Origin of the sequence: Corynebacterium sp. USCH3, from assembly GCF_037619475.1 — a bacterium.
In the GTDB taxonomy this organism is placed as follows: Bacteria; Actinomycetota; Actinomycetes; order Mycobacteriales; family Mycobacteriaceae; genus Corynebacterium.
Genome location: NZ_JAQPZT010000003.1, coordinates 524,552 through 537,542 on the forward strand (window position 1 = coordinate 524,552; position 12,991 = coordinate 537,542).

At 67.2% G+C, this 12,991-nt stretch carries 15 protein-coding genes; 5 read left to right on the forward strand and 10 right to left on the reverse strand.

Features of this window, described 5'->3' with window-relative positions; all coding sequences use genetic code 11:
• Window position 1: 1 nt before the first annotated feature.
• The 4 genes from PQI66_RS08620 to PQI66_RS08635 all read right to left on the reverse strand — a co-directional run bounded on the left by PQI66_RS08620 (window position 2) and on the right by PQI66_RS08635 (window position 2,687).
• A complete protein-coding gene (locus PQI66_RS08620; RefSeq protein WP_339997494.1) occupies window positions 2-688 on the reverse strand; it encodes a DUF4956 domain-containing protein in 687 nt (228 codons plus the stop codon).
• A 15-nt stretch (window positions 689-703) separates the two neighbouring features.
• Window positions 704-1,543, reverse strand: coding sequence for a polyphosphate polymerase domain-containing protein (locus PQI66_RS08625; protein WP_339997496.1), 840 nt, complete (start codon window positions 1,541-1,543; stop codon window positions 704-706).
• Between the two features lie 115 nt (window positions 1,544-1,658).
• A complete protein-coding gene (locus tag PQI66_RS08630; protein ID WP_339997498.1) occupies window positions 1,659-2,009 on the reverse strand; it encodes a Fe-S protein in 351 nt (116 codons plus the stop codon).
• Window positions 2,010-2,135: 126 nt separating this feature from the next.
• On the reverse strand, window positions 2,136-2,687 hold the full coding sequence (locus PQI66_RS08635) for a DinB family protein (protein WP_339997694.1): 552 nt from the start codon (window positions 2,685-2,687) through the stop codon (window positions 2,136-2,138).
• Between the two features lie 100 nt (window positions 2,688-2,787).
• Here PQI66_RS08635 and PQI66_RS08640 point away from each other — a divergent pair, with 100 nt between their 5' ends.
• A complete protein-coding gene (locus PQI66_RS08640) occupies window positions 2,788-3,261 on the forward strand; it encodes an SRPBCC family protein (RefSeq protein WP_339997500.1) in 474 nt (157 codons plus the stop codon).
• Between the two features lie 2 nt (window positions 3,262-3,263).
• On the opposite strand, the gene PQI66_RS08645 is transcribed toward PQI66_RS08640, so the two are convergent.
• Both PQI66_RS08645 and PQI66_RS08650 read right to left on the reverse strand, forming a co-directional pair.
• Entirely contained in the window at window positions 3,264-4,145 is an 882-nt protein-coding gene (locus PQI66_RS08645) for a siderophore-interacting protein (protein WP_339997502.1), read from the reverse strand.
• A gap of 25 nt (window positions 4,146-4,170) precedes the next feature.
• Window positions 4,171-5,157, reverse strand: a complete 987-nt coding sequence (locus PQI66_RS08650; RefSeq protein ID WP_339997504.1) for an ABC transporter substrate-binding protein — start codon at window positions 5,155-5,157, stop codon at window positions 4,171-4,173.
• Between the two features lie 229 nt (window positions 5,158-5,386).
• Here PQI66_RS08650 and PQI66_RS08655 point away from each other — a divergent pair, with 229 nt between their 5' ends.
• From PQI66_RS08655 to PQI66_RS08670, 4 genes are all read left to right on the forward strand, one after another.
• The gene (locus PQI66_RS08655) at window positions 5,387-6,661 is read left to right on the forward strand and encodes an AraC family transcriptional regulator (protein WP_339997505.1); all 1,275 of its coding nucleotides are present in this window, start codon (window positions 5,387-5,389) and stop codon (window positions 6,659-6,661) included.
• Window positions 6,662-6,740: 79 nt separating this feature from the next.
• The gene (locus PQI66_RS08660; RefSeq protein WP_339997506.1) at window positions 6,741-7,445 is read left to right on the forward strand and encodes an HAD-IA family hydrolase; all 705 of its coding nucleotides are present in this window, start codon (window positions 6,741-6,743) and stop codon (window positions 7,443-7,445) included.
• A gap of 9 nt (window positions 7,446-7,454) precedes the next feature.
• A complete protein-coding gene (ilvD, locus tag PQI66_RS08665; protein ID WP_339997507.1) occupies window positions 7,455-9,179 on the forward strand; it encodes a dihydroxy-acid dehydratase in 1,725 nt (574 codons plus the stop codon).
• A 54-nt stretch (window positions 9,180-9,233) separates the two neighbouring features.
• Window positions 9,234-9,968 carry a lysophospholipid acyltransferase family protein gene (locus PQI66_RS08670; protein ID WP_339997509.1) on the forward strand — a complete coding sequence of 245 codons (735 nt, stop codon included), beginning with the start codon at window positions 9,234-9,236 and terminating at the stop codon, window positions 9,966-9,968.
• Here PQI66_RS08670 and PQI66_RS08675 read toward each other — a convergent pair.
• From PQI66_RS08675 to PQI66_RS08690, 4 genes are all read right to left on the reverse strand, one after another.
• On the reverse strand, window positions 9,953-10,981 hold the full coding sequence (locus tag PQI66_RS08675) for an ABC transporter substrate-binding protein (RefSeq protein WP_339997510.1): 1,029 nt from the start codon (window positions 10,979-10,981) through the stop codon (window positions 9,953-9,955). The genes PQI66_RS08670 and PQI66_RS08675 overlap by 16 nt on opposite strands.
• Complete coding sequence (locus tag PQI66_RS08680; RefSeq protein WP_339997511.1) at window positions 10,978-11,772, reverse strand: ABC transporter permease; 795 nt, start codon at window positions 11,770-11,772, stop codon at window positions 10,978-10,980. The genes PQI66_RS08675 and PQI66_RS08680 overlap by 4 nt, the downstream gene beginning before the upstream one ends.
• The gene (locus PQI66_RS08685; RefSeq protein WP_339997512.1) at window positions 11,769-12,560 is read right to left on the reverse strand and encodes an ABC transporter ATP-binding protein; all 792 of its coding nucleotides are present in this window, start codon (window positions 12,558-12,560) and stop codon (window positions 11,769-11,771) included. The genes PQI66_RS08680 and PQI66_RS08685 overlap by 4 nt, the downstream gene beginning before the upstream one ends.
• A 177-nt stretch (window positions 12,561-12,737) precedes the next feature.
• Window positions 12,738-12,941, reverse strand: a complete 204-nt coding sequence (locus tag PQI66_RS08690) for a DUF7489 domain-containing protein (RefSeq protein WP_339997514.1) — start codon at window positions 12,939-12,941, stop codon at window positions 12,738-12,740.
• Window positions 12,942-12,991 lie beyond the last annotated feature (50 nt).

The window sequence follows — 12,991 nt, forward strand, 5'->3', positions numbered from 1 at the left end:
GTCACATGTCCGTCTGGTCGTACCCGGTCAGGACGGTGGCCTTCTGGCCGGCGTTGACGACCCGTAGCTCGGTGATGAGGTCGGATGCCTTGACGTTCTTCTTGAGTCTGGCGGTGTAGCTGTACTCCACCAGCGAGCCCCCGCGCACACTCTCGGTGCTGATCAGCTCGTACTCGGTGGTGTTGCGGATGAGGATGTCGTCGATCATGGGAGCGTAGTCCTCGCCGTCGGCCGGGACCTGCAGCTTGACCACCTGGCGCTGGACGTCCAGGGCGAACCAGTTGAACCGGTGCATGACCAGGATGACCGCACAGATCACGACGGTGGCCAGGATCGCCAGTGTGTAGAAGCGTGTGCCGCAGGCCATGCCGATGCCCATCACCAGGAAGATGAAGCCCACGTCGCGGGTCTCCTTGATGGCGTTCCGGAACCGGACGACGGACAGGGCGCCCACGAGGGCGAAGGCCCGGGCCACGTTCGAGCCCACCACCAGCATGATCAGGGAGATCAGCATGCCGAGGATGATCAGGGTCTGCACGTAGCCCTGGCTGTAGCTGATGTTCTTGTGGGTGTTGCGGTAGACCCAGGCGACGACGAGACTGCAGACGAACGAGAGGGTGAGGGACAGGAGCACGTCAGCGACGCTGAAGGTGCCGGAGAGGTCGGTGAGACCGAAATCGAGATCCATGGAAGAGGTTCTTTCTCAGTTGGAGCGGACGAGGGCGGAGGGGTCGACGTGCTCGTCCTCCGGTGCGTGGAACAGTGACCGGGGTGCCAGGCCGTGGGCCTCGACACTCTGGCAGTACTTCGAGATCCGTTGGACCTGCATGTCGTGCCGGGCGGCCATGTCCGTCACCCAGTACGGGGCACGTTCGTTGACCTTGACCTCCATCACGGCCAGGTCGGGTCGGATGATGTAGCGGCTCTCGGCCTCGGAGCGCAGGTCGAAGTCACGGTCACGTCCGCGGACGCGGTGGTCGAGGGTGACCCGCAGGCCGAGGTCGGCGTCCGTTCCGACGTACGGTTCACGGCGGTAGCCGGTCATGGCCGTCGGACGCAGGTCAAGGCGGATCACCAGGTCGAGGACCTCGTCGATGAAACTCTGGTCGGCGCCCGGGTACTCGACGCGCTTCCGGCGGTCACACAGGTCCAGCGCCAGGTGGTAGGGGAGCATGACCCGGCGCTTCTGGGTGACCCGGTTGACCCGCTGCTTGATCTCCACCGAGACCATCGAGTCGGCCGAGACCGGTTCATCGGCCCCGCCGGTCTCGCCGTAGCGGCGGATCCGCAGCTTACGGCGGAACTTCAGTCCCTCGATCTTCTCGTAGTAGAAGCGCAGCTTGTCGGTGTCGTAGTAGACGCTCCACACACCGTAGCCGTCAGGGCCGGCGTGGGGGTCACGTTCCATGCGTTCGCTCAGTTCAGCGCGGATGGCCGGGATCTGCTCAGCAGGTACCAGGTACTTCAACTCGTAGCGGTTGAAGGCATGGAGTTTTCCCGGCGCACGCAGCTGGTGGCTGACGTTGTTCGGTCGATTGGTCATGTGACCATTGTTTCGGGACCGGCCAGGGTGCGAATCCCGCAGACATGGGATCTTCACGTACCGCAGTCGTGGTACGTGATCGGCACCCCCGCCCCCTGTCTACGGAGTCAATTTCCTAGACCAGCACGGCGATGGTCGCGTTGACCAGCGTCAGCAGACCTGCCGACCAGAAGAGTGCCGGAGGGACGGTGCCCTCCCGCTTCTGTCGGGCGGCCCCGATGCCGAGGACGGCACCGATGGCGATGAGGACGACGAGTTTGATGCCGATCTTCATGTAGTTCAGGTCTCCGTCGAGGCCCCACGGTGCGGCGAGGGCGAGTCCGGAGACGAGAGCCACGGTGAGCCCGATGTGCATGGTGGAGGTGATGCGGATCCGCCGGGCGAGGGCTTCGACGGCCCAGGAGCCGAAGAGAAGGGCGAAGCCGACGAGGTGAAGCACGATGACGATGTCGCGCAGAAGTTCCATGGATAGTCAGTCCTGTCAGTCGGTCGAAGTGGATCAGACACCGACGGAACACTGCATGTCAGCATGGTGAAAGTGGCTGCCCGCCGGGCATACTCAGGCTAACAGCGCACCTGTCGTGAACGTAATTTACCTGTACAGGTCGCGGAGCAGGCTTACCTCGGACAGGTGGTGGATCATTTCACGGTGGATGTGCAGGACGAGGCGCGCCAGGGGGTCCTCGGCGAAAGGGCCCTCCGACTCCCCGCAGGGGCGCGAGAGCCCCTCCTCGCCAAGCGACGCCACCCCGTCCTTCCAGGCGGCGTACTGCTCATCGAGCTGGGCCAGAGCGTCCTGTGCCGTGGCTGCGTAGGTGAAGGAGTCGTAGTCGACGGGCGGAGCGCCGAAGTGGGAGGCGTTGCGCATACCGAGGACACCGACAATGACATGTCCGAGCCGCCAGGCGATCGTGGTCACCGGAGGTGGGGTCGGCGCGGGGAATGCGAAGTCGATGGTCATCTCACCGGCACCTGCCTGGACCGGGGCGGTGCCGGTACCTCGTGGACGTACGTTCCAGCAGTCCGGGACAGGCTCCCAGAAGTACTCCTCGTCGGTGAGTCCCTCGAGCCGTGCCCGGAGCTGGTGCGTCCAGTGCCAGTCGATCTGGTCGAGGAGCAGTTCGTTCCAGCCGTAGGTGGTCATGTCACCCATGATCCTCCGGTTCCCGGGAAGTTTCCACGACGAACTGTGATACTGGGGCGGTCAGGCACGGCCCGCAGAGACCACAACCAGGAGAAATTCCATGGGAAACAACGACAGTGCGCGCGAACTCAGCTCGTCGGTCACCATCGATGCCCCGGCGCAGGACGTCTGGTCGGTGATCACTGATTTCCGGAACCTTGCGGCGGCCAGCCCCGAACTCGTCACCATGGTGCCGGTCCCGCCCGGTGGGCTTCGGGAGGGACAGAACTACATCGGGATCAACCGGCGGAAAGTGGTGGTGTGGCCGACGCGGAGTCGTATTCGTACCGTGTCTCCGGACCGGGAACTGTCCTGGGACACCGTGACCAGCGGGGCGAGATGGGTGTACGAGCTCAAGGACACTGACGGCGGGACCGAACTCACTCTCCGCCGGCCGGTTCCGGAGTCGCTGACCACCGTCAGCAATCTTTTCGCCCGCTTCCTGCTGGGTGGAGCAGGCGGCCACGCCGACGAGCTTGAAGCCGGTATGCGCCGGACGCTGGAGGTGCTCAAGCAGCGGGTGGAGAAGAACTGACCTCAGATCTCGATGTCGAAGTCATCGGCTTCGCTGAAGGACCGCCCCTCTGCCTGGTAGCTGGCCGCAGCGCGCAAGCGTGCCAGATCCGCCTGGGTGCCGGTCCTGCCACGTCGCCAGTAGCCGAAGACCTGGACCTGTTCCTTCCGCAAACCCAGCGTACGCAGGCAATGGCGACGCACGCTCCGGATGTCCTCGCGCTCACCGGCGGCCCAGAACACGGTTGACCCGTCCGAGGGCAGGGAGCCGATCACGTCAGCGAGGGCTGTGGGCGAGGAACCGTCGGCCGTGTGGAGCGTTGCGCCGGGAAAATCACCGGCGTAGCGATCGACGGGGCCGGCGTCGGGAAGTGCCAGCGTGACGGTGTCGACCGGCACCGCCCTCGCGATCGCACTGGCGGCCGGGTACGCCGAACCATCGGCGAGAAGATGGATGCGTCGGCCGTCGGCACCCGCGGACGGGGCGGGATGGGGCCGGGGACCGGCGAAGGGGACACGGTCGCCGGGGACAAGGTCGCGCAACCAGCACATCATCGGGGAGTCGGAGCCGTGCACCACGATGTCGATCGCCACCGTGGACGACCGCCGGTCGAACTCCGCGACGGTGTACACCCTCCGGCACACGTCGGGTTGGCCGGTGAGTGCTCCGATCTCGTCGCCGGGGTCGGGGATCGCCAGTCGCACCGCGAGATTGGGGTGCTCCCAGGCGGTCGTGTCCGCGAGACCGGCGACATGGCCGGTGACGCGGGCCAGCCACGGGTGGCGGTGGCTCACCGAGGTGACGCTCAGTACCAGTTCACTGAGACCCTTCCTGTGCTCTGTGCTGTTGAGGACGGACGTGACGTTCCTGGCGTCCTGTGTGGTTCGGTCTGCGGGGTCGGTCATGAGGTGCTCCTCCCGGAGTGCGGTGTCAGAGGTTGGCGAAGTAGGGGGTGAGCTGGTCGAGCAGCCAGGGGATGCTCAGCGCTGTCGGGGCACCCAGGGCGGTGGCGGCCGGCGAGTCCAGTTCGGCAGCGGTACGGTGTTCCACCGACGGCAGTGCCGACCAGCCGGCGATGCCGTCGGGACTGTCGGCCCGCACCCACAACGCCAGCAGGTCCATGTCGAGCAGACTGATGTTCTCGGCGGACACCGAGATCCCGCGGTTGGTTGCGGTGCCGGGGATGTCCTCGGCGGCCAAGGTCATGCCCAGGTCGGTGAAGAACCGGTTCGCCGCGTCCTCCGGCGAGGAGATCACGCTGAAACTGCCCTCGGCGTACGCGGCGTAGGCGAAGGTCGCACCGTCCACTGCGGGGTGGTCTTCGCCGACCTGGTGCATCAGGTCATCGACGCCGGCAATGACCTCCTCGGCACCGTCCGCGTCCTCGAGGATGTCGCCTGCGGCCGTGGTGACCTCACGCCAGTCATCGACTTTCCCGGTCCCGACCGTGGCCACCGTCGGTGCGATAGCGGAGAGTGCGTCGAAGGTCTCCTGGTCGGGGACGTAGCCGGCGAAGATGACGTCCGGGTTCTTCGCGGCGATCTCCTCCACCCCGAAGGACGAGATGGCGTCGGCACCGCCACCGGGATTCCCGATGGTTTCTCCGGCAGCGTCCGTGGACCAGGGCACGCCAGAGTCGAAGAGCGTACTGACGACCTCCGTCGCCACGGGGTGCCCGAGGGAGGCGAAGGCATCCGTCCACGCCTGGCTGAAACTGATGGCCCGTTCAGGGCGAACCGGAACCTCGGTGTTGCCGAAGGCGTGCTCGACGGACACCGAGGTCTCCGCGGACTGCGCTGCTGTGCTGTAGGTGCTTGCGGATCCGCCCGTCTCTGTCGCGCACGACGCCAGCCCCGTCGCACACACGCACGCGACGATGACCGGGACGCAGCGGTGTGTCCATGCCTGTGTTCTCACCGTGCTCCTCCTGTAGCTAAGGCTTACTTTCCTCACGGTGGGCAAGTGTACGGTCAGTCCCATGGGCCGTACTGACCATATGAGGCATATTGTTGAACTGAAATCTCCGGTCTTCTACTGGACCGTCTCCGGTTCCGCGCAGGTCGTTGTGCGAACTGGAGCAGGTGGCGCAGATGGTGTTCTCCGCGTGGGCGGGGGCCAGGGAATCTGGATTGACCAGGGGGCCAGAGTGCGGGTTGATCGCGCGCCGGACGCGGTGGTCGTCGGCTTCCGGTGCAGCGACGCTGACGTCCTGCCGTTTTCGGTGAGCGGCACGGTGTCCACCGGCCCGGTCGGGGGACAGTGGTGCGGCAGTCTCGTCGAGCAGTTTGCAGCGAGTCTCGGCTATCTGCGTGAGAGTGGTCCGTCGGTAGCCCCGACGGCGGGACTCGGCCGACCGCCGTTACCGACCTCGGCGGGTGCGCGGGCCGCGGCGAAACTCATCCTGGATCGCCCGGAGTCCCCCGGGACGGTGGCAGCCCTGGCGGATGCGGTCCACATGTCGCCGGCGACCCTGAACCGGCAGTTCCGGAGCGAGACGTCTCTGTCCGTCGGTCAGTGGAGGGCACGGGCACGGGTCGCGGCCGCGGAGGCGTTGTTGAAGGACGGTAAGGACAGTAAGGACGGTGAGATCACGCTGGAGACTGCAGCTCACCGCGTCGGGTTGTCGTCGGCGTCTGCTCTGTCGCGGCTCTTCCGGCAGACGGCGGGGATGACCGCCGCGCAGGTGCGGTCGTCGGGGAGCCCGGGACGCGCCGAGTTGCCGGCGACGGGCGCCGGCAGTCAGAGATCCACCTGGCCACGGACCAACAGGATGCACGTCCTGATCTGGGTCCACCGGGGTTCCGCGCAGGTGGCCGCCGGTGGCGGGAGCCTGGAACTGGAGGAGGGCGACCTGGCCTGGCTTCCCGCCGGGATCCCGAATGTCGTGCACATGGGGAGTGGCAGCCTGGTCCTGCCGGTCGGGGCGCGGGTAGGGCGGGTACAGCACAGTGGCGGGCCGGTCCGACTGGACTCAGGGGGCCTTGACCCACGCGCCCTCCTCGGAGCATCGGCCCAGGAGTACGATCCGCTCTTCGCCACGCAGACGGCACTGGTGGACGGACTCTTCTACGCCTACCTGGCCAGTGGGAGTGACGGGGACGTACAGGACTCCAGACTGATGACACGACTGCTGGAGACGTTTCGCCGGGACCCGTCCTCGGAACGCACCGTGGCGCAGTGGGCGGAGCATCTCGGGTGCTCCCGGGCAGAGCTGTCCGGAGCTCTCGATGCGGACGGAGCCGGGGCATTCCGCCAGTGGCGGACCTCGATGAGGATGGGAATCGCCCGCCAACTTCTCTTTGCCGGAGTTCCGGTGACCAGGGTCGCCCAGCATCTGGGCTACTCCACCACCAGCTCCTTCGGCCACGTTTTCTCCCGGCACCACGGCGTCTCGCCGAGCAGGTACCGGGGCTATGTGTGAGCCACCGTGTCCGACCGTATGACCGTAGACTCGTGCCACACCGCCGGAACCCACGCTGACGCCACCCACGGGAGCATTGATGAACACCGATTCCAGATTCACCGTCGCCGCCATCCTCTTCGACATCGACGGCACCCTGGTGGATTCCACCCCGGCCGTGAACCGGGCCTGGCGTGCCTGGGCAGCCGAGCATGACATTGACGCCGACGAGGTCCTCGCCGTGTGTCACGGCCGACGGTCCGCCGACACCATCGCCGACTTCCTCCCGGCGGACCAGGTGGCCGCCGAGGCCGGGAGGCTCGAGGAGAAGGAAGCCGGCGACGTCGACGGTGTCGTCGCGCTGCCGGGTGCGGCAGAACTGCTCACGTCCCTGCCCGCCGACATGTGGGCGGCGGTGACGTCGGGTTCGCAGGCGCTGATGCGAGCGCGGCTCGGCGCGGCGGGCCTCCCCGTCCCGGGGAACCTGATTGCCGCCGAGGACGTCACCGACGGGAAGCCGGACCCGCAGGGATACCGGATGGCAGCCGAGGCACTCGGTGTGGATCCGGCAGACTGCCTGGTCATCGAGGACGCCCCGGCAGGGTTAGGTGCCGGACGCGCCGCCGGTGGCCGCGTCCTCGCGGTGGCGACCTCCCACCCGCGGGACGAACTTGAGGCGCTCGGCCGCAACCAGGCCGCGGACCTCGTCCTCGACGCACTGACGGATCTTGCCGTGGAGGTGCAGGACGGTCGGCTCGCCGTCACCGTCAGCGGTGGCGCTGGCGGGGAGAGACGTGTCCACTAGAGTTGGGATATGGATCACACCACAGACGCAGTAGACACAGACGCAGTAGACATCAAACCCCGGTCCCGTGACGTCACGGACGGACTGGAGAAGACCGCCGCCCGCGGCATGCTCCGCGCGGTCGGCATGGGCGACGACGACTGGGACAAACCACAGATCGGCGTCGCCAGTTCCTGGAACGAGATCACCCCCTGCAACCTCACCCTGAAGAAGCTCGCGGGCTTCGCCAAGGAGGGTGTGCATGCCGCCGGCGGGTACCCACTCGAGTTCGGCACGATCTCCGTGTCCGACGGCATCTCGATGGGGCACGAGGGCATGCACTACTCGTTGGTGTCCCGCGAGGTCATCACGGATTCGGTGGAGACGGTCATGTCCGCGGAACGACTCGACGGGTCGGTGGTCATGGCCGGCTGCGACAAGTCCATCCCGGGCATGCTCATGGCCGCCGCACGGCTGAACCTGTCGTCGGTGTTCCTCTACAACGGGTCGACGATGCCGGGGCAGGCACGCCTGTCCGACGGGACGGAGAAGGAGGTCACGCTCATCGACGCCTTCGAGGCGGTCGGCGCGTGCCGCGCCGGGAAGATGTCGGAGGAGGACGTCGGAATCATCGAACGCGCCGTCTGCCCCGGTGAGGGCGCGTGCGGTGGCATGTATACCGCCAACACCATGGCCTCGGCCGCCGAGGCCATGGGCATGAGCCTGCCGGGGTCCGCCGCGCCGCCGGCGATCCACCGCAACCGGACCGAGTACGCCCGCCGCTCCGGCGAGGCCGTCGTCGGCCTGCTGCGTGAGGGCATCACGACCCGCGACATCATCACCCGGGAGTCGCTACTCAACGCCGTCGCCGTGGTGATGGCGCTCGGCGGTTCGACCAACGCGGTGCTGCACCTCATGGCCATCGCCCACGAGGCGGGCGTGGACCTGAAACTGCAGGACTTCAACGATGTCGGCGACCGCGTCCCGCACTTCGGCGACCTCAAGCCGTTCGGCCGGTACGTGATGAACGACGTCTTCAAGGTCGGGGGCATCCCCGTGGTCATGCGGGCACTGTTGGACGCCGGGCTCATCGACGGCAGCTGCATGACGGTGACCGGCAAGACCGTCGCGGAGAACCTGGCGGAGATCAACCCGCCGGACCCGGACGGCAAGATCCTGCGCAGCATGGATGAACCGTTGCACGCCACCGGCGGGCTGAGCATCCTCACCGGGTCGTTGGCGCCCGAAGGGGCGGTGGTGAAGACCGCCGGCTTCGACGCCGAGGTGTTCGAGGGCACCGCCCGGGTGTTCAACCAGGAACAGCCGGCGATGGATGCGGTGCTCAACGGTGAGTTGACGAAGGGCGACGTGGTCGTGATCCGTTACGAGGGGCCCAAGGGTGGCCCGGGCATGCGGGAGATGCTGGCGATCACCGGGGCCATCAAGGGCGCCGGCATCGGCAAGGACGTCCTGCTGATCACGGACGGACGGTTCTCCGGAGGGTCGACGGGCCTGGTGATCGGCCATGTCGCTCCAGAGGCCGTCGACGGTGGGCCGATCGCCTTCATCGAGGACGGAGACCCGATCCGGGTGGACATCCCGTCGCGCTCCATTGATCTCCTCGTCGACGAGGAGACCCTGGCGCAGCGGGCGGAGGGGTGGCAGCCGCCGCCGAACCCGCGTCTGCACGGGGTCCTCGGCAAGTTCGCCAAGCTGGTGCAGTCCGCGTCGGTGGGAGCGGTCACGAATATCTGAGGAACTTCTGGGTTCCCGGCACCGGTGTCCGTAGCGACGGCTAGGGTACTTCCCATGTCGAATGAAATGTCTTGGGCGGCACGCGCCATCATCACCACCCCCGACGGCACGCGGCCCGCCCCGAGACAACGTCGACGGTCCTTCTACGACCTGGCGAAGAACCTGATCCTGTGGATTTTCTGGGTGCAGAACATCCGGCTCGAGATTGTCGGATCAGACAACATCCCGCTCCGCGGTGGGGTGATCATCGCGCCGAACCACCGTGCCTACTACGACGTCATTCCCGTCAGCGGACCACTCCAGCTCCGTGGCGACCGTAAACCCCGGTACATGCTGAAGAAGGAGGCGTTCGCGACCCGGTGGATCACGAGGCTCTTCGTGGAACTGGGTGGTATCGCCGTGGACCGGGCGCCGGGGAAGGGCAGGGAGTCGTTCTCCGCGGCGTCCGACGCGCTGAAAGACGGTGAGGTGGTCGCTGTTTTCCCGCAGGGGACGATCCGGCACGACAGGGAGATCGGCGAGGTGAAGTCCGGTGCGGTCCGCATGGCGGCGCAGTCCGGTGCGGTGATTGTGCCGGTGGGGTGCGCCGGGACACAGAAACTGTGGACCAAGGGGGAACGGCCCCGACTGGGGGGCCGGCGGGTGACGGTGCACGTGGTGGTCGGTGAACCGTTCAGCGTCGACGAGGACAACCTCGAGTCCGGCCTCCGTGAACTGCAGACCAGGATGCAGGAGGTCAAGGACCGGGCGGATGAGGCTACTCAGGGGAGGGTCTACTCCGGGAGGTAGTCGTTGGTGGTGGCGTCGGCGCCGTTGACCAGGGCGTTGGTGCCGGTCGAGGCGTCCAGCAGGTCGTTGTCACGCATCCAGTCGGCGTACTCCGACCACGCCTGCGGGTTCTGCACGCCGAAGGTCGTGTCGCCGTCGCTGTTGCCCTTCCTCAGGATGTCCAGGGTGGCGTCGACCATCTTCGCCAGGAGGTCAGGGTCGTAGGCGCCCGTGGTTTCCGGGGTGAGTGCGTCGACGGCGAGATCGGCGTCCTGCAGGGCGGCATCGTGGCCCTCGGCGGTCGCGGCGAGGAAACTGCGGACGCGGTCGGCGTAGGCCTCGTCGTCGGCGAGGCGGGTGGGGTTGGCGATGATCACCAGTTCCGCGGACGACGGCACCCCCATCTCTGCGGCGGTGAGCGTGGTGACGTCGGTGCGCCGGGCGAGCTCGACGCCCTCGATATTGGGGTAGGCGCCGAAGATGGCGTCCACCTGGTCGCTGAGCAGTGCCTGGTTGAGGTTCTGCTGGACGTTGGGCATGGTGATTGACCCGGGGTCGATGCCGGCTTTCCGCGCGATGTAGTTGAGGGTGGTCTGCTGTGAGGGCAGTCCCGACGTGGCGACGGACTTTCCGGCGAGGTCGGCAGGGGCGGTGATCCCGGAACTGGCCTTGGTGATCAGGGAGTTCAGCGGCGTGGGGATCAGCGCCCCGACATTGATCACGTCCAGTCCCTCGGCACGGGCCAGGATCGTGTCGGTCTCGTAGCTGACGGCGAGGTCCGCCCGTCCGAGGGAGACGTCCTTGGCGGCGTCGGCGGTGTTTCCCGGCAGCAGGAACTCCACGTCCAGACCACGGTCGTCGTAGGCGCCGGTGTGCTCGGCGGTGTAGAGCGCCAGGTGGTCGGGGTTCGGATTCCAGTCCAGAAGAACGCGGGTGTGGACGGTGTCGTCGTCCTCTGCACCGCCACAGGCCGTCAGCGACAGCGTGGTGGCCACAGTGACAAGGAGGGCGGCGGATCTGACCAGGGTTTTCATCGGGAACCTTTCGGAGACGGTGAGGGGGAGGGGGAGTGCGCCGCCCAGGGGCAGCAGAGTCGCTCCAGCACGGTGGCCAGCAGCAACAGGGTGGCGGACATGACGGTCAGCACCACCACGAGAGCGAAGACGTAGTCCGTCTGCAGGCGGGGGATGGCCTGGAGCAGCAGGTACCCCACACCGTCGGTGGACCCGGTGTACTCGGAGAACACCGCGGCAACAGGGGCGTAGGTCACCGCGACCCGGAGCCCGGCGAAGCCGGCGGGCAGGGCGGACGGGAACCGCAGCCGCCAGAACACCGCACGGCGGTTGCCGTGCAGGCTGCGCATGGTCTCGACCAGGCGCCGGTCGACGCCGGCGATGCCTGACAGCAGGTTCATCGCCACGGGGAAGAAACAGACCAGGGCGACCACAATCACCTTGGGCAACATCCCGTACCCCAGCGCGATCGTCAGGATCGGGCCGAGCACGATGGTGGGTACCGCCTGCGACGCCACCAGCAGTGGTGTCAGTGCGCGGCTGAGCAGCGGCAGGTAGCCAGCGGCGACGGTGACGGCCAGGGCGACCGCCACTCCGCACAGGACGCCCAGCAGCGTTTCGGTCAGCGTAAGCCACGTCGCCGGGGCCAGCCGTCCCGTCCAGTTGTCCCGTAGCGCGGCGGCGACCGACACCGGAGAGGGAAGGACGTAGTCTTCGATCCGGGTTCCCGAGGTGGCCGCCACCCAGAGCAGGGCGACGAGGACCACGGTGACCAGGGGAGGCGCGACGGAGGAGAGGACACGGGTACTCACCGCCCACCCCCCGCCAGCTCCCGCAGCAGGCCGGACCGGGCTGCGGCGAACTCGGGGTCGGCGAGGACGTCTTCCCGGCGGCGGGCGCCACGGCGCCCGAACCACCCCGGCCACGTCTCGCGTACCCGGCCGTCCGCCAGGAGAATGACCCGGTGGGAGAGCAGCAACGCCTCGTCCACGTCGTGGGTGACCATGATCATCGTGGTGGCTGCCCGTCGGGCATCGTCTGAGGGTGGTTCGCTGAGCACCATGTGGAGCCAGTCCTGGATCTCCGCCCGGGTGATGGCGTCCAGCGCCCCGAGCGGTTCATCGGCCAGCAGCACGGGTTTCTCGGCGAGCAACGCCCGGGCCAACGCCGCCCGTTGTCGCATGCCGCCGCTGAGCTGGTCGGGACGGCGGCGGGCGTGGTGCTCGAGGCCGCACCACGCCAGTGTCTCCGTGGCACGCGCCCGGGCTTCGCGGCGTCCGACGCCGGAGTTACGTAACGGGACGGCGACGTTGTCACGCACGCTGAACCAGGGCAGCAGACTGTCGCCCTGGGGCATCAGGGCGCAGTGGCTGAGGCGGGCGTCGTCCCGGAGGTCCTCGAGGACACGCACGCTGCCCTGCGTCGGAGTGAGTAACCCGCCGATGAGGTGCAGCAGCGTGGACTTGCCGCACCCGGACCGGCCGATGACGGCGACATGGTCTCCGGGTGGGACGGTGAGGTGCACGTCCTGCAGGACGGCAGGGGAGTTCGGGTAGGCGACGTCGACATGGTCGACCGCCACCGCCGGTACGGGCGGCATAGGACATTCCTCCGCTCATGTGAATGAGGTCAGGTTCAGCGGGTGTGATCTCAGCCCCGGCGCAGCACAGTGGCTGCGCGCCGGGACACCCCGTGTCTGTGGGTGGTCAGGTATTCAGTTGGTCAGGTGCTTCCGGGAGACATCATAGGGCATCGGTGTCGGTACCGGTGTCGAGGCTCAGGGGCGACGGGGTTTGTGTCCCCTTTCCTTGACGAGACGGTCGCCGGCCTGGAGCTCCTTCCACAGGGGCCGGTCCACCCGTGTCTTTCTGGTGGCTCCGGTGTCTGTTCTCACGGTCACCCGCCGGTACATGTTGGCACCGTCCAGCAGGGCCCGGGACTTTCCGGTCACGGTGCCTGTCCAGGAGTCGTTCTTCGCCATGTCTGTTCCTTTCAGTCGGTGTTAGCGTAAAGATTATCATTGATAATCTT

What these genes read in the sequence shown, in the direction of transcription:
- PQI66_RS08630 (WP_339997498.1), bottom strand. Translation starts at nt 2,009, where the DNA reads ATGGAACTTCTGCGCGACATCGTCATCGTGCTTCACCTCGTCGGCTTC.
- ilvD (WP_339997507.1), top strand. Translation starts at nt 7,455, where the DNA reads ATGGATCACACCACAGACGCAGTAGACACAGACGCAGTAGACATCAAA.
- PQI66_RS08640 (WP_339997500.1), top strand. Translation starts at nt 2,788, where the DNA reads ATGGGAAACAACGACAGTGCGCGCGAACTCAGCTCGTCGGTCACCATC.
- PQI66_RS08685 (WP_339997512.1), bottom strand. Translation starts at nt 12,560, where the DNA reads ATGCCGCCCGTACCGGCGGTGGCGGTCGACCATGTCGACGTCGCCTAC.
- PQI66_RS08675 (WP_339997510.1), bottom strand. Translation starts at nt 10,981, where the DNA reads ATGAAAACCCTGGTCAGATCCGCCGCCCTCCTTGTCACTGTGGCCACC.
- PQI66_RS08660 (WP_339997506.1), top strand. Translation starts at nt 6,741, where the DNA reads ATGAACACCGATTCCAGATTCACCGTCGCCGCCATCCTCTTCGACATC.
- PQI66_RS08690 (WP_339997514.1), bottom strand. Translation starts at nt 12,941, where the DNA reads ATGGCGAAGAACGACTCCTGGACAGGCACCGTGACCGGAAAGTCCCGG.
- PQI66_RS08635 (WP_339997694.1), bottom strand. Translation starts at nt 2,687, where the DNA reads ATGACCACCTACGGCTGGAACGAACTGCTCCTCGACCAGATCGACTGG.
- PQI66_RS08670 (WP_339997509.1), top strand. Translation starts at nt 9,234, where the DNA reads ATGTCGAATGAAATGTCTTGGGCGGCACGCGCCATCATCACCACCCCC.
- PQI66_RS08625 (WP_339997496.1), bottom strand. Translation starts at nt 1,543, where the DNA reads ATGACCAATCGACCGAACAACGTCAGCCACCAGCTGCGTGCGCCGGGA.
- PQI66_RS08620 (WP_339997494.1), bottom strand. Translation starts at nt 688, where the DNA reads ATGGATCTCGATTTCGGTCTCACCGACCTCTCCGGCACCTTCAGCGTC.
- PQI66_RS08645 (WP_339997502.1), bottom strand. Translation starts at nt 4,145, where the DNA reads ATGACCGACCCCGCAGACCGAACCACACAGGACGCCAGGAACGTCACG.